The sequence below is a fragment of the Flavobacterium sp. TMP13 genome (assembly GCF_050847115.1).
Lineage (GTDB): Bacteria > Bacteroidota > Bacteroidia > Flavobacteriales > Flavobacteriaceae > Flavobacterium.
Map to the genome: position 1 here is coordinate 1,974,512 of NZ_CP193656.1, position 21,624 is coordinate 1,996,135.

Consider the following 21,624-nt stretch of genomic DNA (forward strand, 5'->3'; position numbering starts at 1 on the left):
AAAAGAACAATGAAAGAAATCATACACATAAATCCAGATGCAAAAGTTTTTTTAGAGCGCTTTAGAAAAATTCGACAGCAGTCAGAAAATATTTGTCGACCTTTAGAAATAGAGGATTATGTCGTGCAGCCTGTTGCAGATGTAAGTCCGCCGAAATGGCATTTGGGTCATACGACATGGTTTTTTGAAACCTTTATATTAATTCCTTTTGCTAGGGATTATGAGGTATTTGATGCTCAGTATAATTTTGTTTTCAACAGTTATTACGAAACTGTCGGTGCTAGAGTGCTGCGAACCGATAGGGGTAATTTAAGTCGCCCTTCAGTGGCCGATGTGTATCAGTATCGAGCATATGTTAATGAGAAAATGGAGGAATTTTTAGAAAGCGATTCTTTGACTGTTGAAATTAACGCAATTCTAGAGCTAGGACTCAATCATGAGCAACAGCATCAAGAGTTATTGTATTATGATATTAAATATATTTTAGGACACAATCCCTTATTTCCTTCATATTCAGAAAGAGTTATTTTTGAAAAAAGACCAATTAAAAAAAATGAGTTTATTCCAATTTCGGAAGGTCTTTATGAAATAGGATTTAGTGGCACTGGTTTTTGTTTTGACAATGAATTAGGAAGACACAAACAGTATTTGGAATCTTTTGAGATTGCCAGTAATGTAGTCAGTAATTCTGAATATTTGCAATTTATTGAAGCGGGTGGTTATACTAATTTTAAATATTGGCACTCCGACGGTTGGGCGTGGGTAAAAGAAAAAAATGCAAAAGCACCACTGTATTGGCATTATATTGATGCTAACTGGATGCATTATACGCTTAACGGGCTTCAAGCAATAGAGTTGGATGCGTCACTTTGCCATGTAAACTTTTATGAGGCAGCTGCTTTTGCGTCATGGAAGGGAATGCGCTTGCCAACGGAATATGAATGGGAAGCAGCGTCTCATTTATTTGCATGGGGAGAACGTTGGGAATGGACGGAAAGTGCGTATTTGCCTTATTCTAGATTTGCAAAACAATCGGGTGCCATTGGCGAATACAACGGAAAATTTATGGTGAATCAAATGGTGCTTCGAGGAGCATCGGAAGCTACTTCTGCTGGACACAGTCGCCCTTCATATCGTAATTTTTTTCATCCAAAATTGCAATGGCAATTCAGCGGGATACGTTTAGTGAAGTAGAGCTTTCAAATATATAAAACAAAAAAACCTTCATTTTTATAAAATTTGAAGGTTTTACTTGTATTTAATTTAAAATAGTTATCCTATCTTTTTAAAGATGATGAATATCTAGACGTTCTGTTGCTTGAAATCAAAAAATATTTTCTACTTAAACATATTCGAAATTTCTGCCATGTGCTTATTGAGAAGTGCTTTTGTAAAAGCCAAATTTGCTTTGGAGGAATCAGCAACTAAGTAAATAATATAACTATTGTTGTTTGATATTTTTAAAAACTGAAACTGATTCGTCAGCGTTATCGTAATATCATCTATATTTTGATTCTGTTTTAGATAATCGTTCGAATTTAATTGAGCTCTTACTATTTCTAATGCAAATTTTGATGCATTTTCTATATCAAAGTTTGTATTGTTCTGTTTGGAATAAAAAATATTACCGCTTTTTACGTCAATAATACTTAATGCTACAAATCCATGCATTTCCTTAAATATATTCTCTCCAAATAATTTTAAAAAATCCGACATTTATAAAAATTTAAGTAGCAAATTTAATTTTTTTATAATTGAAAAGCTATAAGAACGTTTTTTATTCTTTTAGGTGGGATCTACTTTGTGATTTTGCAGAAAAAAATAATTTACACGGTCATATATCTATTACGCCAAAATTACTTACAACAAATATGCTTAATTAAAGTAATACTCGTCTTTTTGGATACAATAATTCTTATAATTTATTAAAATTCTTAGCTTTTTAGAGTGTAAGTCAAACTTGTTTATCGTAATTATTCTTTAACTTTTTTTTTAAAAGACTGTTTATTAAAGGGTTGAAGGAAGTGTTTCTTGCATATCTTAAATTTTTTTATGCAAAAAATAAGTTACATGTTTTTTTTGTACTTTTGCAGCCCCAAAAAAAGAGTAATTGTTTTAGAAAAAAGTATCAGAAATTTGCTTTGCAATAACTAATTTATCTGTTTTATTTTTAAAAATTGAGTTATTTCTGAGGTACAAATTTACTTTAATGAAATATCAGATTTTAAAGTTACACGGATACAAATTAAACTTAACCTATGAGAATTTTAAAATTATATTTTGCAGTACTTATGCTGCTTTTTTTTGCATCACTACTTTGTTTGCAAGAAAATATTTTTTCTGGAATCGAAATTAAGAAAATTAAAAGACCAGTAAGTGCTATTTACAGCACAAAAAAAGGAAATATAAATGTAAAATCCTACTGCGTAGAAAACGAAAGCATAGCCTAAATTATTTCTCTTACTAGTAGTACTATTTGTAAAGCTTTAATTCACCATTGTTGGGTATGTAGAACTAATTGCTAGTCAGTTGTTTTAAACAGAAATAATATCATTCGTCACAACTTAATTATCACCTAAATAAAATTTAAATATTATGGAAAAGAAACGTCCAACCCTAATTGATGAGCCGGTTAAATGGGATACAACCCAAACTATAGTAAGTAAGGCTGATTTATACGGAAGCTTAGAATATGTTAACGACACCTTTTCGTCAGTTTCAGGTTATGATGAATCGGAGCTTATTGGCCAACCACACAATATTATTCGCCATCCTGATATGCCAAAAGTGATTTTCAAAGTCTTATGGGATAGTATTTCAAAAGGGAAAAAATTTCATGGAATCATTAAAAATTTAGCCAAATCAGGTAGATATTACTGGGTAATCACTGATTTTGACTATATAGTAGACGAAGATGCTAAAATCTTGAAATATGTGGCTCGTCGTAAAGCTATTTCGCCGGGTGTAATTGCAAAAGTGGATGTTTTATACAAGAAATTGTCTAAAATTGAAGAAGTAAGTGGAGTAGAAGGAAGTGAAAAGTATTTGATTGGTTATCTAGAAGATCATAACCTTGATTATGTAGAATTAATTACAAAATTAATGATGGACGATTTGAATCAAGACGTAAAGGTTGAGTCATCCACTCAAGAAATAGAAGAGGTTAAAAAGGGTTTCTTTGGTAGATTTTTTGGAAATTAATACTTCTTTTTAAATGATTTAAATAGTGCCTCAATTAAATATTTTTGAAAATGCTTAACCGTTATTTAGGGAATTTTAAGAATTTCCCAAGAGAAATATGGATTCTTGCCCTAATTACTCTAGTAAACAGAATTGGGGCTGTGGTGGTTCCTTTTTTATCGATTTATTTCAAAGAAGAATTAAACCTAAGTTATTCGCAGATTGGTTGGATTATGGTTTGTTTCGGAATTGGATCTTTAGTAGGAACCTTCATTAGTGGAAAATTATCTGATGTTTTTGGATCGTATAAAGTGATGGTGTTTAGCTTATTTGCCAGTGGTCTAGTTTTACTTTCGCTGCAATTTGCTAAAACTTTTGAGCTGTTATGTATTACGATTTTTCTGCTAACTGCAGTTGCTGATATGTATAGACCTGCGATGATGGTGAGTCTTAATGATTATGTAAGCAGCGAATCCAGAGTAAGGGCGTTATCATTATTAAGAATGGCAACTAATGTTGGTCTTGTTGTAGGGCCTGTATTAGGAGGAATTCTAATTTTGAATGCAGAATACAATACCTTATTTATTGTAGATGGTCTAACTTCTATCATTTCGGTATGTTTTTTTGTAATTTTTGTTAAAGAGAAAAAACTACTCTATAAGCTCGAGATGAGCGCTATAGGACAGGATAAAATGGCGCCCTTAAAAGATTTTCCTTTTGTGATGAATTGGATTATTGCCCTGATAACAGGATATCTGTATTTTCAGGTTTTTTCTATTGTGCCTATTTATCACAAAGAGGCATATAACTTAACGGAGTTTGATAGTGGAATGTTTCTTGGTTTCAGTGGAGTTATTTTTATTTTATTTGAACTAGCGGTGGTTAATTTTGTTCAAAAAAATAAAATAACAGACATGGTGGCTATAATGATAGGATTACTTTTAATAGGTTCTTCTTATCTCTTACTATTCTTAGTTCATGAGCCTTGGATATTCTGGGCATTTATGTTTTTAATGAGTCTTGGAAACATGTTGACTTTTGCGTTTGCAAGTGGTTTTGTGATGAATAGAAGCCATAAAAACTTAGAAGGAGTGTTTATGTCAACTTTTCAAATGAGCTACGGTTTTGCACACGTATTCAGTTCTAAGACAGGTCTGGCTATTATTCAAAATTACGATTACAATACCAATTGGATCTTTAATTATACGCTTGCATTTGGTACCGCTTTCTTAACTTATCTGATCTTTTTGGTGGTAAAAAAAGAACAAAAGAAGGTAAAAGAAGATATTGTTGTTTCGTTTTTCAAAAAATAATAAAATTTGATATTTTACTTATCTCGAACGATAACAAATGCTATAGTTTCTATTACAATTTATTAAAGCATTGAATCTAAAAATGTAACAATAAAAAAAGGTCTTAAACAAATTAAGACCTTTTTTTATTGTCTCGAATTTGTAATAGTAATTTTTGCAGATTTTAAAAATAATTGAAGCAAGCGATAGCTTTGACCGTTGTAGTTTATAAGTCCTAGAGGCTGATTTAAACTAATAATTCAATGATTCAGTAAGTAGGACTTACTATTGTAATTAGTTGCTTAATGCGAATTAAGATATTGTAAAGTGTATGTGTCTATAAAGCTACTCTAAGATGATTCGGAAAGGTGAGTATTGGTCGGAGTATTAAATCGAAAGATTCCAGTTTAAGTTGAGATGAAATTAAAGTCTATGCTCTTTTGGAATTTTTATTCTTTAGAGATGATTGTTGCGCTAGTTATTTTTAAGTTTCTGGAGAAATGATACTAGTCAAAAAGTAAAGATGTACTTCTATAAGAACACTTGTAAATTTGATTAATTGCGACGGTAAGAATACCTCTTAAAAATAAAAAACCCTTAAACAGTTATTGTTTAAGGGTTTGTTTTTGTAGCGAAGACGGGAGTTGAACCCGTGACCTCAGGGTTATGAATCCTAGATTGTGTTGGTCTTGTGTATTTAAAATGTTAGCTGTCAGTTACTTATATTTTTATATAAAAATGTTTTTTGCTTTTTTTTGAAGGTTTTCTCACTCCTTTTCCTCACTCCTCGTTAACTACAAATTCATTCATTTTTTAAATTCACTTTACAGACTTTAAATTAAGATTTTGTTCTTGCTTTCTAGTTTTTGTTAGTATTTTCTAATCATATTTTCAGTAGTTGTTTTATACGCCCTTGGTAAGATTGCAAATAATTTCTTTTAGTGACATCATTGAGAAAAGAAGCAGCTATCATTTTTTCAACTAAATCTGATTTGGACAGCATTAATGACATAATATCATCAAAAGCTTTTTTACTGATTCCTGTATTCTCTGCTAGTTCACCAAATTGCAAACTGATTTTTCCTTGAGCTAAATTTCTAGGTAATAGACCGTCATCCAATGCGAAGTCTTTATCTTCTATATGGATTCGGCTATTTAGCAAGTCATAAGCCGGACTTAGTCGATAATCGCCCATAGGTGTTTCTAATATCGAAAAATTTTTAAAATGAGCATCTCCATTTGAATAAAGGTAATTAAAGATGAGAATTTTTAAAAGTTTAGGAGCTTCTATTTTGTATGTAGGCAAGTACTTTTGCATTAATTCAAATAGCTCTAAATAATTACCTAAATACTTATAGTGTTCTCCGTGTGTTTGTGGTGTCCTTTCTGCCAAGGAGGCAAAATCATCTTGTGCCAATTTTGAGCCATCTTCTTTTACATCAAATCTTTTGGTGATGTAAGCAGGTTTACCGTCTTTAAAAAAGATCAATGCATTTTCTGCGGTCTCTATACCATAAATCTGGCGGGCTATTTGCATAGTTAAATGCTCATTGGCTGGTATTTGGTCAGATTTTTTGCCAACACTTGGAATTGGTTTCAGGATATAGGTACCATGTTCGTCTTCATTAATGAGCCTTAGTTTGTTTTTGTCAAGCAATACAGAAAATTTTTCTTGTACGCCTGATATTGATATGCATCTTCGATTATCTTCAAATAGTTCGTTTGTCTTTGGATTGGATGTTGGGGAATCGTAAGGTAAAATATGATGCACCTTCTTGCCTTGAAATACTCTTTTCAATGCAGTTCTGCTATAGGTATTAAAGCCCTCAGATAATGTGCCAGGACAATATTTAATTTCTGGTAAACTCATTGATTTTCTGATTTAATAACTCTAACCGCGCCTATACTGTCATTTTTTGCAGTAATCATTAGTAATCCGAAGTAGTCATCAAGGTCGATTCTATTTAGTTTACATACTACTTGCTTATTAGAACCTTCAGGAAGCATGTTGAAAAAAAAGGGAAATAAGTACTTAGATTGAAATTCTTTTTCGGTTTTAGGCAAAGTAAGACTTATGCTTTGCTTACTGTTGTCAGCTATCCATTCATCGTGATAACGAAATGAAAACGAGGCATCGTCGTATTGCGTTAAAATACCTGCTTCTTTGTCCTTAAATAGCACTTTGGCATTTCTCATTTAGTAGGCGTTATATTTTTAATTTTTAGGTAAACCTCCATGCCTAACACATCACAGATTTTCTGTAATGTTAATAGTGTAGGATTTCCTTTTCCGCTTTCAAGCTGCTTTAGTGTTCTCAATCCAACATTAGATAGTTCAGCTAGTGTTTCTTGTGTTACATGTAGCGCTTCCCTGCGTTCTTTTATAGTTTTTATTATTTCTGTAAAGTGCATTATATGGCATAATTTCATGTAAATGTAATGCTAATTTTTCAAACAACAACAAAAAGAGCTATATAGAGCACTATATTATATCTTTTTCATTTTTGACCTTTATTTTTATCATTAAGAGCGTTAAATCGCACTATATCAAAAATATAGTGATTCATTTTATGTGTTTGAGATGTTTAATATTTTACAGATTATTTTAATAAATCAAGTTTTTGAAGTTTTCTCCCACGTTCATCATCTGATGCTAATTTTAAAAATCATCTTGAATACGTAATACTCTTAGAGAAAATGAAGTAAACTCAATTTTGAAAGGAGAATATTAAGAGTCAGAAGTGATCCGATTAAAGAAAGATTCTTTGTTATGTCAAATTGAAAGTATTTTAATTGAAGGAAAAGCTATTTGTGGTACATTAATGGATTCTCAGAAAAACTTACAATTAGCGTATTTAAAATTGTTAACTTATCATGGGTTTAATTATGCTACGAAAAAGGAGAGTTTAGAACTTCTATTGAAAGAAAAAGAATTTTAAGAACAAGGAGAGCATTATTTAACCAGAAATTAATAAGTGAAATTACCACCGAAATTGAAGATCTTAAAATTGAATTAGAGTCCATTAATTTTAAGTTATTGTTAATAGCCTAGAAATAGTAAAGGAGGATATAGTTTCATCATCAAAATTGGCTTACTTTAGAATAGTATTAAGTATCGTTTTTTGATTTTATCACAAAAGAATCAAAGGAATTAAAGTCAGATTGTTACCATAAAATAAAACGAATAGTTATATGAAAATTTTGCACACCGCCGATTGGCATTTAGGAAAAAAGCTAGATTATTTTTCGAGATTCGAAGAACAGAAAGCGGTGATGAATGAAATTTGCGAGGTAGCAGATGAACAAGATGTTGATGTTGTAATTGTAGCAGGTGATTTATTCGATACTTTTAACCCTCCCGTTGAAGCGGTTGATTTGATGTATAAAACCTTGAAAAGATTAACGAATAACGGGAAACGTCCTGTAATTGCTATTGCAGGAAATCACGATAGCCCAGATCGAATAGATGCTCCAAATCCTTTGGCGAGAGAATGTGGAATTCTTTTTGTGGGCAATCCAGATGTAGTAATTCCAAAAATGGCATTCGAAGATAGTTTTGAAATTATGCAATCTGAGAGTGGATTTATTGAAATTCAATTGCCCCAATCCAAATATCCCATTCGCATTATTACGACGCCGTATGCCAATGAATTGCGTTTAAAAACCTATTTGGGCGCAGAAGATAAAGAAGAACAATTGAATCAATTATTACACGATTCCTGGACTTCATTAGCCAATAAATATTGTGACACGAATGGAGTTAATATCTTGACAACACATTTGTATATGTTGAATAGAGGAGGAGAAATCCTTGAAGAACCTGATGGTGAAAAACCATTACGTATCGGAAATGCAGATGTAATTTATACAGATTGTATTCCTAATCAAATTCAATATACGGCTTTGGGACATTTGCATCGCTTTCAAGAAGTGGGCGGTCATAAAAATCCAGTGGTATATTCGAGTAGTCCTTTGTGTTATAGTTTTTCCGAAGCAGGACAGGAAAAAAAGGTAGTGCTTATAGAAGCAGAACCTAATAAACCCGTTCAGTTTACTGATATTTCAATTCAATCGGGTCGTCCTTTGTACAGAAAACGTTTTGACGATATAGATAAAGCAGTTGATTGGCTCAAAGAAAATCCTTATTGTTTGGTAGAACTGACATTGGTTAGTGTTACTTTTATTTTAAATTCCGATTTGAAGCGTATTCACGAAAGTCACGATGGAATTATACACATTATTCCAGAAGTAATTCAAGAGAATATATCTTCTACTCAAGGTCCAAAAGTGAATTTAGATCAGGATATTCACGGTTTGTTCAAAGATTATTTTGTTTCAAGATTCAAGCAGGAACCAAATGAAGATTTAATCGATTTATTCAAAGAAGTAGTAGGCAGTTAATCCTAAATAAACAAAGTATTATGTTACCATTATTTTTAAGTCTTACAGGATTATATTCTTATCAGAAAAAGCAAATTATTGACTTTAAGGAATTGACGGATGCTGGTTTATTCGGAATTTTTGGTGCAGTAGGTTCTGGGAAATCATCCATTTTGGAAGCTATCGGTTTTGTTTTGTATGAAGATACGGAACGATTGAATAAAGCCGAAAAACGATCCTATAATATGTTGAACTTGAAATCGGATACAGTCAATATTGAATTTGAATTCTTAAATTTTGAAGATCGAAAATTCAAATTTGTTGCCAATTGGAAACGTAAAAGAAAGTTTGAAGATACTACACCTATTGAGCGGTTGGCTTACGAATGGATAGACAACGATTGGATTCCATTAGAATCTAATGATGCGACCCCAATTATTGGTTTGACTTACGAGAATTTCAGAAGAACGATTATTATTCCACAAGGAAAGTTCAAAGAATTTTTGGATTTGAAAGGCAAAGATCGGTCGGATATGATGAAAGAGATTTTTCATTTAGATCAATTTGATTTAAGTTCAAAAGTTGGGAATTTACAAAGTAGTACAAAATCAAAACTGGATGAACTTAGAGGTGCATTATCTCGATACGAAGATACTACGCAAGAAAAAATAGTAGTTTTAGAAGAAGAATTAGCTTTAGCAGAAAAAGAATTGTTGCAAAACAAAACAGAGCTTGGAGTCATTGATGCCGAGTTTGCGAGTTTGACAATATTAAAAAATAATTTTGAAGAATTAGTAAAAAAGAAAGGTCAGCTTACTCTTTTAATGGAGAGAAAACCGTTGATGGATCAATTAGCGTCAGAAATCGCTTCTTTTGAAAAAACTGAAAAAGGGTTTAAAGCACTTTTAAATCGTTTTAATTCTAATAAAATAGCATTAGAAAATTCAAAAAAACAATATGTTTCTTTTACAGATCAAAAGGATAAGATTGTGAAAATCATTGACGAGAACCAAACTAAAATAGTGCTTTTGCAACCGCTCTTTGATAATTTAGAAAACACTAAAAATAAGGTCTCCGATTTAGAATCTATTGAAAAGATAAAAGGATTCAAAACTGATTTGATTGTCGTTGACGAAAAGATAAAAAAAGCAGATACTTTATACGTCGAAGCAGAAAAGAAAGAACAAGAATTAAAAACTGACTTGGTTGATATTCAAAAGGAACTAATTACTATAAAGACGAAACGAATGGATGCAAATCTGTTGGTGGAGATAGGGAATTGGTATAATGTACAGGGAAATCATAGCGTAAAACTAGCAGAGATTATTCAAAAAAGTACTCAAGTACAGAATGAAATTGACAAACAAAAAGAATTATTTAGTGCATCGAACTTGCCTTTTGAAAATTGGAAAGAAGTAGTAGCATCAAAAAGAGAAGTGCTTTTACTTCAAAAAAAGGAATTACAAACGGTTCAAACGAAACTTATGGTTTCAAAAGAACTAGCTCATTTTGCAGATAATTTACACGAAGGGGAAAACTGTCCTTTGTGTGGTGCTCTCGAACATCCGAATGTAATGCAAGCGGAAGATGTTTCGGAAAGATTACAAACGAATAAATTAGCACTTTCAGTAGTAGAAGAGCAAGAAGTGGAACTCGCTAAAATAGCTTTAATAGCAGAGAAATTTGAATTGTCTTTTGCGCTATTAAAAAGTCAATTAGAAACTTTCAATTCAGAAAAATTGGCAACTGAAACTACAATTCAAACCCATTTATCAAAATTTGTTTGGACTGATTTCAATGCTAATGATATGACTGTTTTCAATTCAAAAAAGAGAGAGCAGATTGAGGTCGAAAACGGAATAAAAGCGATTGAAGATAAAGAAAAGGCATTCCGATTACTAAAAGAGACAAAGGAAGCAGAATTAAAGCTCCAATTGAATAACAGAGGAATTTTAGTTGCGGAACAGGCTTCCAAATCAGGTGCAATTACTAACGAATTAACCCAGTTAAAAAAACTATTATTTTCAGATTATGATGCCATTCCATTAGCCAGTGTTCAAGCTGAAATAGCTGAATTAAATCAGGAAAATATCAGAATTGCTCTTTGTTTTGAAGGCAATATTGAATTCAAAAAAAACGTTTATTCAAAAAGCTTTGCTCACTGAATTACTGGGAAAGAAAGTTGTTGATTTGGAATTCATTGATTTTAACCAATGTGTAGAACAGTTTACTAATTACCTTAAAACTTGGGAAAAGGATGGTGTTTTTGTAGCATTAAATCAATTGGTGGTTGATTTTAAAGTGGTTGAAATACATCAAAAAGACACCACTAAAGTACATCGCGTTTTGTCGAATGTTAGGCAGTTGTTAGAATTGCTTCAAGAGAAAGAACTCAACAATGCTTTAACACCAAATGAAGTGTATCTTTATTTATACCACCAAACAAAATCATTGGATAGTAGCGAAAATGCAGATTTGTCACAGCGAATTGAAAGTGATGAAGATGCCGTAAAGATTGTTACCATTCATAAAAGCAAAGGATTAGAATACGATGTGATACTGACTCCTTATTTAGATTTATTAGCTAAGGAAATGTTCTATTTTAGTAGTATTAGAATCGAAAATAATGAGAATCAGGATTATGTTTTTGTACGTAATCCAATTCAGGATTCGGAATTAAAGGAAATTTTTATTCATCAAAAAGCTCAGGAAAATATAAGATTGTTGTATGTAGCTTTGACTCGTGCAAAGTATAATGCGATACTAATTAATAAGTCAAATAATCAATATAATAAAAGAATAAAACATAATTTTTCTGCTTTTATAAATGAAATAGAAAATCAAGACAACTTTCAATCGGAAAATATTATAATTAAATCAAAAGAAGAAATAGATAATTGGGGATTAGAATCTGTTTCTTTAAATAAGAAAATTAAATTATCTGTAGATAAAATCATTCCGAAAATTTCATTTGCAGATGCGAACTATAATAAAATGAGTTATTCATTTTTGTCGGCACACGGTGCGAGTTCTCCAAAAGAAAATTTATCGGTTTATGATGCCTTAGAATACAATCATTTTATTTTTAAAGACCTTCAAAAAGGAGCGCAAATAGGAAATCTGCTTCACGCTATATTTGAGTTTATAGATTATACCAACTCCGATAATTGGGAAGCAATAATTCGGAATGCAGTGCGTAGTTTTGCACCTTCAAAACTAGATGATGTAGCCTTTTTTGCAAATTTATATTCGTTGGTGACTTTTACAATGCAAGTTAATTTAGGCTCTGATACCGATGGAAATCTATTTTCTTTGCAATCCATTTCCAAAGATAAGCGAGTCAATGAGTTGGAATTTAATTTTAGTTTACCCAATGATTTTAATATGGCGAGTTTAGAATATCTATTGCAAGACGAAGAACGTCAAATCGAAACCAAGCGTAATGGAGAAGTACAAGGAATGATGCTCGGTTTTATCGATTTGTTTTTTGAACACAAAGGCAAGTATTATATTTTGGATTGGAAATCTAATTTTCTAGGGGATACTTTGGCTCATTATGATGAGGTAAATGTGTTGAAGGCGATGAATGAAAGTAATTACCATTTGCAATATTTAATCTATGCTGTGGCAGTTAATAAATTTCTAACTTCAAAAATTCCTAATTTTGATTTCGAAAGCCAATTTGGTGGTGTGATTTATTTGTTTCTGAGAGGGGTTAGAGAAAATCAAAGTTCGGGAGTTTATTTTCAAAAAGTAACTCTTGATGAGGTTGAAAGAATGGGAAATATTTTTAATTCCGAATTTGTAGTGTCAAATTAGAAATTTTTTAAAATTGCGATTTTATGAGATAATTAAAAGTATCCAAAAAGAATGTTGAATTGTGCAGAGAAGTTGATTTAGATGATTACTTAAACGAAGTTGAAAAATTTACTTCACTTACAAATGCTGAAGAAGGCGAACTGATTTCAAAGAAATGTATTAAATGATCTGATGTGTTCCGATAGATGATTTTGTAAAACGTAAAGTTAAAATTTAGGATTTGCCATTCACGATGTAAATTTCACGAAAATCAGTATAAAAAACTTGTAAATATGTATGCTATAGCATCAATTCCACAATGGGAAAGAATGATTAATTAAACGGCTTGAAGTTTTTAAAAACTAATATTTAAAAAAGATTGTAAGTATAAATTTCATTATCTAAATTGTTTTAAACATGATAAATAAAATAGAACAAATTAAAGAATTAAAGATGCTTCTTGAAACAGGAGCTATAGACCAAGATCAATATTCAATATTGTTAAACGAGATAATTGGAAACAATGTGAAAGTTGAAGAAAAAAAGAAGGAGAAGTTTGAACAGATAGTTGAAGATGAATATAGTACTGTAACCATTGGTGATCAAGTTTGGATGACTGAAAACTTAAATATAAAAACCTTTAGAAATGGAGATTCCATAATTGAAGCTTCAAGTAAAGAACAATGGGAGACTGCTTTAAAAAGTGAAACACCTGCTTGGTGCTATTATGATGATGATCCTTTAAATGGTGAGAAATTAGGACTTTTATATAATTACTTTGCAATTTATGATAGAAGAGGTCTTGCTCCCACTGGATGGACAATACCTACAAAGTTTGATTTTTCAACATTATTGAAAAATGCAGATACAAAAGCTTTGAGAAGTAGAGAGGGATGGTCTTATTATGAAATAATTGAAAAAGTTGAAGAATATCTTACATATAATTCTTTTGAATTACAATCTGGTAAAAATGGTACAAATAAAAGCGGGTTTGATTTGAAACCTGGTGGGTTTTATGGAAAATTGATTAAATGGGAATTTTTTATGATTGAAAGCATTAGTGTTTTATGGATAAAAGATTCTTGGGATAAGTTTTCCTCTACGGACAGTGAGAATACTTCAATGCACGATTATTGTTATATTTATCCTAATATAGTAGATAATGATCGTTATTATTATGATGATATATTTGAGACACCGTTGTCAGATTCTTATGGATATTCAGTTAGATGTATAAAGGAAAATGAAAAAGAAATATCAATAGAATTAAGTTCATCAAAATTGTCAGAAAAAATATTAAATTATGGAAAAAACATTTTAGATGCTTTTAAAGCAGTAGAATATGAGGTTTGTAAGATAACTGCTTTACATGATGATAGCACAATTTATTATGAAATCTGGCCAGAGGCTGGATTTAGGCTTTCCAAAATGAAGGAGGTTGAAAAATACTTTATATACGAATTGTCTTCTAAATTAAATTTATCCATTTCAGATATTAAGTGCCTCATTCCAATACCTGGAAAAGGTACTTTAGGGGTTGAAATACTATTTAATAGTAAAACAGAAATTCTTAAGGAAATAAATATTGATATTGAAAAAAAAATGAATCTCAAATTTAATGAAGATACTTTTCATGAAAAAAAAAATACTTCGTCATTCATATTACCAGAAGTGATTAAATTTGATTTTAGTAATAAAGATTTATTGTTTAAAGAAGCTGCAGAAATAATAGTCAGTACTCAACAAGGTTCAGGATCATTATTACAAAGAAAGTTGAAAATTGGTTATAACAGAGCAGGTCGATTAATTGACCAACTTGAAGCTGCTGGGATAGTAGGTCCTTTTGAAGGAAGCGTAACCAGAAAAGTAAAAATTATTGACATTGAGGAATTAAATTTATTTTATAAAAAGGAAGAATTAGAGAACGTTAATAAAGAAGGAACTGAATTTCCATTAGAAAATAAAACATTATCTCGTAAAATATTTAATTTGTTTTTAGGAAAAGGAGAAAAGTAAATTGATAATTCTAATAAAAATAGGGTTTAACTTAAAAGTTAAACCCTGTAAAATTTAATGTTTTAATTTGGACTAGTTGACATTTGTTTAGCCCAAGAATCTATTTGCCCTGAATATTGAGCTTCAATGTTTTTTTTTGCAGCTGAATTATTGCTTGCTTCAGTAGTAACATTAATTGGATGTCCACCTGATTTTAATCTGATTTTACCGTAGTATGTTTGCATATTTTTATAGATGATATGATTTTATAAAAGTAAATATATACATATTTTTAAAATACTTCTATAAATAAAAAATGATTTGTTTAAATAATATAAAAATTTTTCATGTAATTTTTGGAGGTAAATCAGCTGTGGTAAACTCTTATAAGTAACAAAATGAGGAAGATAATTTTAATAGTATAACTTCTTTAAATTAATATTAAATGTGGTTTCAAAAAAGTAATTTCCGATGAGGTTAAGAAAATGAGAAGTATTTTTAGAAAGGAAATTATAGAAAGGAAATTAGAAATTTTTAAAGTTAAGATTGTATGAGACAATTAAAAGTAACAAAAAAGATAAGTGATTCGGAAAAAGAAGTTGAGTTAAAGAACTATTTACAAGAAATTGAAAATTATAGCTCACTTACAGATGCCGAAGAAGTTGAACTGATTGTATTGATTAAAACGGGCGACCAAAATGCAATTGAAAAATTGGTTAAATCCAATTTTAGTTTGGTAGTATCAATAACAAAAGAATATGAAAATCAAGGGCTTGCTCTTTGGAATCTTATTAATGAAGGTAATTTAGCTTTGATAAATTCTGCTAAATGTTTTAAAGTAGAGTTAGGAGTTTCTTTTCGTTTTTATTTGGAGTGGTCCATTCGAAAATATCTCTCTCAAGCTGTGGCAGAGCAAATAGTGCTATTGCCTATAGATCCAATTTTAGGATCTATGCCTAAAATTGGAAAAAAATATGCTTTGTTAGAAGACACAGTACAATCTCAATTGTCAGTTGAGAAGATAGCTGAGGAAAAAGAACGGAAAATCAAGAATGAACAAGATTTGTTTGCAAGCTATTTAAACGAATACAAGAAATTACCTGATAATCTGTAAAACAAATTTACTAGTTCAATAAATATCGTTAAAACCAAAAAAGAGTTTTGTTATAGCTAGCTGAAATTAAATCACGTAATAAAAAAACATGGCAAACCGATTCGTAATTCCACAATCAGAAAAAAGTATCATTGCTACTATAGAGGATAATAAAATTGTAGAATTAGGTTCTATCAATATTCCCTATCATTCGATAACCATAGTGAGTGAAAACTTGTATTTTGTTTCTATTTTTTATAAAGAGAAAGCCCTTAAAATATTTAATAAAGAGGGTGAATTAATCGCTTTTAACAATCAATTTGATTTTAAAACAATAGCAGTCAAAAACAATACTGTTTATTTAGGAGGTGCTTACAAGAGTAAGAAAAATGGAGCTGGATAACTATGTTCTTTGCTGGATTTAGAAACGATTGAAATCAAATACAAACAAATCGATTTGCCTATTAAATTGATTAAGGAAAAATCTATTGATGATATTGTGATTGTTGATGACAAATTGATTCTAATGGATAATATTGTATACCCAAAATATATTTTTGAATTTGATATAGCCATTTCAAATTCGCCAGAATATTTAAAAACGATTGAATTGCCTATGAATGGAGCCTATGAGCATGTTGTAAAAGGGGATGGAAATAAGGATTGGTTGATCATCTTTTCTTCTACATTTGGATCTATAGGAGGAAGTCAGCATATTAGTATCAAAGGGAAGAAAGACGTTTGTTTGTCTGTTAATGACTATTTTAATTCTAATAACGATTTAATTTATTCAATCGATCCAGATACGGGTGTTTGTATTGAAAAATTGGGTAGCTATTCTTTTAAAGATTTCTTTTTAGTAAATGATTATTTGTATGTACTTCGATCCGATTGCTTAGGCTATATCGACTTGAATAAAACTATTTCGATGGAAAATTTTGTAAGGATACCAACTGATTTAACAGCTATCGATAAGCTTATAAAAACAACAGATAGCAGAATTGTAGGGTATACTAATTTAGGATATGAATTAATAGGTTGAAAGCGACTAAAGTTTTTAAAAAAAACAATTAGAATCTTCATCTTTATGAAATCAGATATAGCAGTCTATAGGCTTGCAATTAGATCAGTATTAAAATTTTCTTATTCTTTTGAGTAATATCGAAAATAGTATTCTACACTACTGTTAAAGATTGAACTTTGTTGCGGAGTTATGACTTTGATAAACATATAAAATCTTATTTTAGAAATATCTTTTTCAAGAATTTTTTTCACAATAGGTTTGGCAATTCTTTTATATTCAAAGGGTGCATTAAGATCGCTTTCAGCATGTAAAACAACTTTTACTTCATTATTGTGGATATGCAAATAAAACCTGCAGTATAAGTTAAGCTACATTTTTGTAATTAATTTGATTGTTAAATTCTTCAATAGTTGCATAATTCAAAGCAGAGTGTCTCCTTTTTCTATTGTACCAAATTTCAATGTATTCAAAGATCTCCAGTTTCATTTGTTCTTTAGAAATCAGTTTGTTCCCATAAATCAATTCCGTTTTCAAAGATTTGAAGAAGCTTTCCGCCACAGCATTATCCCAGCAATTTCCTTTACGACTCATACTGCGGGTTATTTTTTTAGAGGAATCAAGAACATTTACAAACTTTTTACTGGCATATTGGACACCTCTGTCAGAATGAAAAATCAAACCTTCATCGACATCTCGGTTTTTAACCGCCATTTTCCAAGCTCCAAGCGTAGTTTCTTCTGTATTCATTGCGTCACTTAAACTCCAACCAATAATTTTTCTGTCGTATAAATCCATAATAGTGGTCAGGTATACAAACCCCTCTTTAGTTTGGATATAAGTAATATCCGAAACCCAAACTTTTGAAGGCATTTTTACAATAAACTCTCTATTTAATACATTTTCGACAACTAAATAATTATGATTTGAGTTGGTTGTAACTTTGAACTTTTTGCTTAATTTACTTCGCAAGCCAAGTTCTTTCATATATTTTGCAACTGTAATTCGTGAAACTTTATAACCTAAATGCTGTAATTCCAATATTATTCTAGGACTTCCATATCTTTGTTTCGTTGCAAAATAAATCAATGTTATCTGTTCTTTTATAATAATTTTTAGCTGTCGTCTTGCGGTAATTGATTGTTTTTTCCATCGGTAATAACTTCCACTACTCACTTGTAGAACTTTGCACATTTTTTCAATCGGGAATACTTGTTCATTGTTTTTAATGAAACTATAAATCATCGACCGCTCATGGAAAAAATGCCGATTGCTTTTTTTAATATATCACGTTCTAACTCGGCATCTTTGAGTCTTTTCTCCAATTCGTGGATTTTTTCTTGCTCGGGAGTGAGTTTTAAATTTCCTTTACCAGGAAAACTTCCTTCTCCAAACTCCTCGTACTCTTTACGCCATTTATACAACTGTGGTGCTGTAACTCCTAACTCTCTGGCGAGTTCTGATACATTTGTTCTCTCATAACTCAATTGAACGGCTTTTTCTTTAAAAGCTTTGTCATAAATTTTGCGGACTTCTTTCATAGGCTAAAATTAAGATTATTTCTTAACTTTCTGTGTAGGCTAAGTTAGCATGTCCACTCAATACTTATATCTAGAATTGATTGAAAAGTTTAGCTAAAATTGAATATTATGATCAAGTTTTTTATTTTGAGCACTAGCGTAATGAGTTAAGATTTATCATGAAATAACTAACGAAAGACAATTTCGGTTAACTATGATGATCTGTTTTATTCGTTACATCGTTTTTGGGGTGGATTTATTATTTTTGTTTCAAGTCAATAGTGGCTTGGCCTAACATGCGAATTTGTTATATTTTATGGGAATAAAAGCGGAACTTTGAATACTACTTATTAATTAATTATAAGTAGTTATTTGGTTTTTTTTTTTATTCTTTCTAATCTATAAATTATAAATATTTAAACCATTATATAAAGATGACATGAGAAGTAAAAGTTTTAATATTTCAATTCAAGATAAAATCTAACTATAAAAGTTGACCATAGATCGACTTAAAGTGCACTAACTAAATTCACTTTAAATTAATGGTATTATGGATTTGATTACATACGATATTTGGATTTATAAACGACTTAGAAGGCTTTGGTAGAAAATCAATTTATTTATGATCAGCACTTTTTACAAAATTGAATACTGATATTAAATTATTAATTATTTTGCTGGCATTTGTTGTTTTGTTAACGTAAATTAGCTGTATATCAATCGATTATGATAAAAATGAAAGTTATTGCCGAAGAAGAAGTTATCTGTATAAAAAAGAAGTACAACAGTCAAATGAACCACTTCACAATTAATTTAGTTGATAATCAAAGTACAATTGATGTAGATGTTATTATCGCTTACGATCAATTGAAGCAAATACCATTGAAATTCGGTAAAGTTGGGGGAAATTTCACTTGTTCGGGATCAAAACTGCTATCGCTTAAAAATGCGCCACACTTTGTGGGTGAAAACTTTGTGGTAACCAATAATGGTTTAACCTCTTTAAAATACGGACCAAAATTTGTCGGTGGGAACTACGACTGTAGTCGAAATCAGCTCACAACATTGGATGGGTGTGCCGATATCGTTCGAAATGATTTGCTATGTAATAATAACTTATTGCATACTTTAGAGGGATGTCCACAAATAATTAAGGGATGTTTGAATTGCAAATCAAATAAGTTAAAAACCTTAAAAGGTGGCCCAAGAGAGCTGTACGGAAGGTTAAATGTATCTCACAACTTGCTTAATAATTTTGATGGGGTGTCACAAAACATGACTGGGGAAGTATATGCGGAGTCGAACTTTCTAATCAATCTGTTTGGTTTTTCGGCTGATAGTGATTTAAAAATATTCCTGGATACTTCTGCTCAGTCGTTGAATACAGGTTTTCTCTCACAAAAGAAAATAAAGGTAGAGGTACGGCAGAACGATAAATTTGCGTTTAACTTCATGCCAATTCAAGTGAGTAGTAATCTTCGTTACTTGGACCTAATATTTGATTATCAGAATTATTACGAGATATGGAATGCGAATGATGAATTAAATGTGGAATATTTTGAAGATTTGATCGAGGATATAGAGGATGGGTTACTTTAGATGTTCGAGTGTTAATCTTATTCGTTGTAATTAAATTTCTATAAATTCCAAAATCCAACCGACACATTCTGGCAGATCTTCCCAATACTTTTGAAGCAAACAAATAAAAGATTATGTGTTATAAAATCGCAAATAAGAGCGTAGCTATTCAAATTCCAGAAAATATGACTGGAATGATAAAAGTGCTAGGACTAGGTACTTTCGGAATTAATATAATCAATGAATTATTTCTGAATGACAATACAGGATTGGACTTTATAGCTGCGAGCTGCAGTGAAACAACTTTACAAAGTAGTGCGGTTCCAAATAATAGGCAACTAAATACTAACATATCCAGCTTTTTTCCCTTTCGTTCGAATGGTACCATTAAAAAGCAGTATTTAGCCGAAAGTTTTGATAAAATAATTGACGACCGAACTAAAATAATTATTGTAATTGCCGAAAGTAAAAACAGTGAGATGATTGCGTTACTTGGTCGTATGGCAAAGAGTAAAGGAATTCTTTCTATGGCAATTATAACTGTGCCAATTGATCGTAATAAAATAATAGAACAAATGGTAACTCTTCCAAAAATTAAACGACTTTATAGCTATGTGAATGCTCTACTGATTATTGATCATTTCAGAATTAAAGACAAATACGGCATACTCAATCATGATGAAAAATTAGTAAAATTGAAAGAAAGTGTAATTGAATCGCTTTCGTCCATTGTTACTAACATAACTGTGTCTAGTGCAGATACTCTTTGTGCTAACTATTCTAGTATTAACTTTAAATACAGTAAAATGGTGCTGTCAGACAACAGTAATTGCTTTGCAGGACAAGCAATGGCTAAAGGTGAAAACAGAGCAAATAAGGCAGTTACAGAAGCCTTAAAGCCTTGCTGCTTGCTTCATTCAAATATTAAGAGTGCTAAAAATATATCCGTGGTGATTAGCTCGGGAACAGTTGATATGACAATAGAGGAAGTGGGAGTCATAAATGCCTACATTCAAAGTAAAACAGGACATTGTTCGAATATAATTATGAGTACAAGTGAGGATTTAAACCTAAACGATGCAATAGCAGTCAATATTTTAGCGACTGGGTTTGGAGTATCAACTTTCTATAAAATCAAAATTTGGATAGCGATGAAAATCAATAATTTCAGTCTATTTTCTAAAAAGGAATACACATTCATTAATTAATGTGTATTCGTTTTCTGGCTTAGACTTATGATAATGTCCGAACAATTAAATCTAACAAAATTTACTCTCTGATCAAATATCATCGTCACTGTTAAGATGTTTAATATAATTATCCAATAAGCTTTGAATTTGCTGCTTGGCAACTGGGTTAGCCGAATGCACATAGAATTGTAACTCTCTTAAATCTAATCCAGAATTATATACCAACCATTTTGCCGCAGCATATCCATCTGGCGCAATGATTCCATATTCATCAAGTCCAAGATCATTATCGAAACTTATATAAGAAGGAAGTCCTTTTTTTAGTATTACTTTTTTGAAATCAATAAAATTTCTAACAATTATGAAATCATCATCCTTGAGGCTTTTATATACCATTGGAACAGTTCGAATGTCATCAAGAAAAAGTTTGTAGTTCATTATAATGTATTGTTAAAACCTGTTGCTGAAAGAAAATAATTTATTGTCTTCCGCTTTTCATTACGCATATTTGATGATGTAACTTGTGTTTTGCTATCCATACGTAATTAGATTAGCTTTTATTATTCTAAATTGAAATT

The 21,624-nt window shown here is 30.8% G+C and carries 20 protein-coding genes; 13 read left to right on the forward strand and 7 right to left on the reverse strand.

Annotated elements, in window-relative coordinates:
- Positions 1 to 9: 9 nt before the first annotated feature.
- Positions 10 to 1,194, forward strand: a complete 1,185-nt coding sequence (gene egtB / locus ACRASX_RS08655) for an ergothioneine biosynthesis protein EgtB (RefSeq protein WP_432220902.1) — start codon at positions 10 to 12, stop codon at positions 1,192 to 1,194.
- A 144-nt stretch (positions 1,195 to 1,338) separates the two neighbouring features.
- Here the strand turns inward: egtB and ACRASX_RS08660 are convergent, their stop codons facing one another.
- A complete protein-coding gene (locus ACRASX_RS08660) occupies positions 1,339 to 1,716 on the reverse strand; it encodes a hypothetical protein (protein WP_066307539.1) in 378 nt (125 codons plus the stop codon).
- A gap of 542 nt (positions 1,717 to 2,258) precedes the next feature.
- Here ACRASX_RS08660 and ACRASX_RS08665 point away from each other — a divergent pair.
- The 3 genes from ACRASX_RS08665 to ACRASX_RS08675 all read left to right on the forward strand — a co-directional run bounded on the left by ACRASX_RS08665 (position 2,259) and on the right by ACRASX_RS08675 (position 4,493).
- Positions 2,259 to 2,450 carry a hypothetical protein gene (locus ACRASX_RS08665; protein WP_432220903.1) on the forward strand — a complete coding sequence of 64 codons (192 nt, stop codon included), beginning with the start codon at positions 2,259 to 2,261 and terminating at the stop codon, positions 2,448 to 2,450.
- A 145-nt stretch (positions 2,451 to 2,595) separates the two neighbouring features.
- Positions 2,596 to 3,201 carry a PAS domain-containing protein gene (locus ACRASX_RS08670; RefSeq protein WP_432220904.1) on the forward strand — a complete coding sequence of 202 codons (606 nt, stop codon included), beginning with the start codon at positions 2,596 to 2,598 and terminating at the stop codon, positions 3,199 to 3,201.
- A gap of 50 nt (positions 3,202 to 3,251) precedes the next feature.
- Positions 3,252 to 4,493: an MFS transporter gene (locus tag ACRASX_RS08675; protein WP_432220905.1), complete on the forward strand. Its 1,242-nt coding sequence runs from the start codon at positions 3,252 to 3,254 to the stop codon at positions 4,491 to 4,493.
- Positions 4,494 to 5,355: 862 nt separating this feature from the next.
- Here ACRASX_RS08675 and ACRASX_RS08680 read toward each other — a convergent pair.
- From ACRASX_RS08680 to ACRASX_RS08690, 3 genes are read right to left on the reverse strand one after another with little or no spacing between them, the layout of a single operon-like run.
- A complete protein-coding gene (locus ACRASX_RS08680) occupies positions 5,356 to 6,342 on the reverse strand; it encodes a HipA domain-containing protein (RefSeq protein ID WP_432220906.1) in 987 nt (328 codons plus the stop codon).
- Entirely contained in the window at positions 6,339 to 6,668 is a 330-nt protein-coding gene (locus ACRASX_RS08685; protein ID WP_432220907.1) for a HipA N-terminal domain-containing protein, read from the reverse strand. The genes ACRASX_RS08680 and ACRASX_RS08685 overlap by 4 nt, the downstream gene beginning before the upstream one ends.
- Positions 6,665 to 6,901 carry a helix-turn-helix domain-containing protein gene (locus tag ACRASX_RS08690; protein ID WP_432220908.1) on the reverse strand — a complete coding sequence of 79 codons (237 nt, stop codon included), beginning with the start codon at positions 6,899 to 6,901 and terminating at the stop codon, positions 6,665 to 6,667. Before ACRASX_RS08690 ends, ACRASX_RS08685 begins: the two co-directional genes overlap by 4 nt.
- Before the next feature lie 762 nt (positions 6,902 to 7,663).
- Here ACRASX_RS08690 and ACRASX_RS08695 point away from each other — a divergent pair.
- The 4 genes from ACRASX_RS08695 to ACRASX_RS08710 all read left to right on the forward strand — a co-directional run bounded on the left by ACRASX_RS08695 (position 7,664) and on the right by ACRASX_RS08710 (position 14,665).
- Positions 7,664 to 8,872, forward strand: a complete 1,209-nt coding sequence (locus ACRASX_RS08695; RefSeq protein ID WP_432220909.1) for a metallophosphoesterase family protein — start codon at positions 7,664 to 7,666, stop codon at positions 8,870 to 8,872.
- Positions 8,873 to 8,892: 20 nt separating this feature from the next.
- Positions 8,893 to 11,016, forward strand: coding sequence for an AAA family ATPase (locus ACRASX_RS08700; RefSeq protein WP_432220910.1), 2,124 nt, complete (start codon positions 8,893 to 8,895; stop codon positions 11,014 to 11,016).
- Entirely contained in the window at positions 10,973 to 12,670 is a 1,698-nt protein-coding gene (locus ACRASX_RS08705) for a 3'-5' exonuclease (RefSeq protein WP_432220911.1), read from the forward strand. Before ACRASX_RS08700 ends, ACRASX_RS08705 begins: the two co-directional genes overlap by 44 nt.
- A gap of 396 nt (positions 12,671 to 13,066) precedes the next feature.
- Positions 13,067 to 14,665, forward strand: a complete 1,599-nt coding sequence (locus tag ACRASX_RS08710; protein WP_432220912.1) for an FISUMP domain-containing protein — start codon at positions 13,067 to 13,069, stop codon at positions 14,663 to 14,665.
- A 62-nt stretch (positions 14,666 to 14,727) separates the two neighbouring features.
- Here the strand turns inward: ACRASX_RS08710 and ACRASX_RS08715 are convergent, their stop codons facing one another.
- On the reverse strand, positions 14,728 to 14,889 hold the full coding sequence (locus ACRASX_RS08715; RefSeq protein WP_432220913.1) for a hypothetical protein: 162 nt from the start codon (positions 14,887 to 14,889) through the stop codon (positions 14,728 to 14,730).
- Between the two features lie 305 nt (positions 14,890 to 15,194).
- Between ACRASX_RS08715 and ACRASX_RS08720 the strand changes: the two genes are divergently transcribed.
- The 3 genes from ACRASX_RS08720 to ACRASX_RS08730 all read left to right on the forward strand — a co-directional run bounded on the left by ACRASX_RS08720 (position 15,195) and on the right by ACRASX_RS08730 (position 16,779).
- A complete protein-coding gene (locus tag ACRASX_RS08720; RefSeq protein ID WP_432220914.1) occupies positions 15,195 to 15,758 on the forward strand; it encodes a sigma factor in 564 nt (187 codons plus the stop codon).
- Positions 15,759 to 15,846: 88 nt separating this feature from the next.
- The gene (locus tag ACRASX_RS08725) at positions 15,847 to 16,140 is read left to right on the forward strand and encodes a hypothetical protein (protein WP_432220915.1); all 294 of its coding nucleotides are present in this window, start codon (positions 15,847 to 15,849) and stop codon (positions 16,138 to 16,140) included.
- 9 nt (positions 16,141 to 16,149) lie between these two features.
- Positions 16,150 to 16,779 carry a hypothetical protein gene (locus ACRASX_RS08730; RefSeq protein WP_432220916.1) on the forward strand — a complete coding sequence of 210 codons (630 nt, stop codon included), beginning with the start codon at positions 16,150 to 16,152 and terminating at the stop codon, positions 16,777 to 16,779.
- Positions 16,780 to 17,124: 345 nt separating this feature from the next.
- Here the strand turns inward: ACRASX_RS08730 and ACRASX_RS08735 are convergent.
- A protein-coding gene (locus ACRASX_RS08735; protein ID WP_432220917.1) for an IS3 family transposase occupies positions 17,125 to 18,299 on the reverse strand; the annotation gives its coding sequence in 2 pieces (ribosomal slippage) (positions 17,125 to 18,032 and positions 18,032 to 18,299; 1,176 coding nt in all).
- A 714-nt stretch (positions 18,300 to 19,013) separates the two neighbouring features.
- On the opposite strand from ACRASX_RS08735, the gene ACRASX_RS08740 reads away from it, so the two are divergent.
- Positions 19,014 to 19,877 (forward strand): hypothetical protein, encoded by an 864-nt coding sequence (locus ACRASX_RS08740; RefSeq protein WP_432220918.1) that lies wholly within the window; start codon positions 19,014 to 19,016, stop codon positions 19,875 to 19,877.
- Between the two features lie 113 nt (positions 19,878 to 19,990).
- Positions 19,991 to 21,064 (forward strand): hypothetical protein, encoded by a 1,074-nt coding sequence (locus tag ACRASX_RS08745; RefSeq protein WP_432220919.1) that lies wholly within the window; start codon positions 19,991 to 19,993, stop codon positions 21,062 to 21,064.
- A gap of 72 nt (positions 21,065 to 21,136) precedes the next feature.
- Here ACRASX_RS08745 and ACRASX_RS08750 read toward each other — a convergent pair whose 3' ends face one another.
- A complete protein-coding gene (locus tag ACRASX_RS08750) occupies positions 21,137 to 21,484 on the reverse strand; it encodes a cyclic-phosphate processing receiver domain-containing protein (RefSeq protein ID WP_432220920.1) in 348 nt (115 codons plus the stop codon).
- Positions 21,485 to 21,624 lie beyond the last annotated feature (140 nt).